This is a genomic window from Anaerococcus porci, from assembly GCF_009696575.1.
In the GTDB taxonomy this organism is placed as follows: domain Bacteria; phylum Bacillota; class Clostridia; order Tissierellales; family Peptoniphilaceae; genus Anaerococcus; species Anaerococcus porci.
Genome location: NZ_VULQ01000037.1, coordinates 1 through 1,089, shown reverse-complemented (window position 1 = coordinate 1,089; position 1,089 = coordinate 1). Strand labels below are relative to the sequence as shown.

The following is a 1,089-nucleotide window of genomic DNA, read 5'->3' as shown; positions in this document are numbered from 1 at the left end:
TTTTGTGCCATACCCAAAAGTGTATGATTGCATTAGCCAACGATTATTTTGGGATTTAAACTTGCTTAGGTATAGGTATGTTGATGTCATCATAATATATGATGACACCTACTTCAAGGATATATATTGTAAAATATTATGACAATTGTTTGATGAAATTTAAGTCATTATAGACTTTTCAGCAGTTTGCGCACGTAGATGCCGATATTCGTTTCATGTTTGTCTATACCGAGTTTCTTGCGAATGGCGCTGCTTATGTTTACATGACCCGGTTTCTTCATGTAGTTTCCTACTTCCTTGCCACGGAGTCCTATCGCATATAGGCATACATAATTGATCTCATCCTCTGTCAAGCCATGTTCCTCAAAATATTGGATGAATCGGGGATGTGATGCCTGAAATGCCAACCGGTTGGAGTTCATAAACGCGTCCGTATTTTCGGTAAGTTCCCTTACCCATACATCATACGGCTTTTCGTATTGCTCATTTGATGTGATTTATCCTGCCAATAGAGAGTTAAGCATCACAATTCTAACTTGAATAGCCTTCTGAACTTCTTCAGGTAATTCCACGGAAGTCGCCATCAATTCTTTGAAAGAACGGCACTCTTCTTCAAGGGTATAGACTCGATGAGCAAGATTTTCCGCTTCAAGAGCCAACCTTTCTTGTTCCGTCTTCAATTGGGCATTTTCAGCTTCCTTGTTTCTGGCTATTTGTATGGCCAATGCTTTCTCTGATTGCTTATTGCGGACCGTGAGCAAAAGAACTCCTACAAGCAAAACCAATATTACCAATCCACCGATACAGCTCCATATAATTCGGGTGTTCCTTTCGGCTTCTTTTTGGGCTTGAATTTCTATTTTGTTTCGTGCTTGAATGGTTTGAGTCAGATATTCAAATTTCTTCAAATTAATAGAATCATACGCTATGGAATACTTTTCATAGATAGAAAGCGCGTCCTTGAAATTACCGATACCTTTATAAATGGGGAGCTGAACCGATAGCAATCTTAGCCCATTATATTCAGAATTTGACGCTCTTACAATATCCAGTAGTTCTAACGCATACTCATTATTTCCCAATTTATTA

At 38.5% G+C, this 1,089-nt stretch carries 1 protein-coding gene; it reads right to left on the bottom strand.

Annotated elements, in window-relative coordinates; genetic code table 11:
* Positions 1 to 497: 497 nt before the first annotated feature.
* On the bottom strand, positions 498 to 1,089 hold a 592-nt coding region (locus FYJ26_RS10900), incomplete at its 5' end, for a hypothetical protein (protein WP_195837868.1).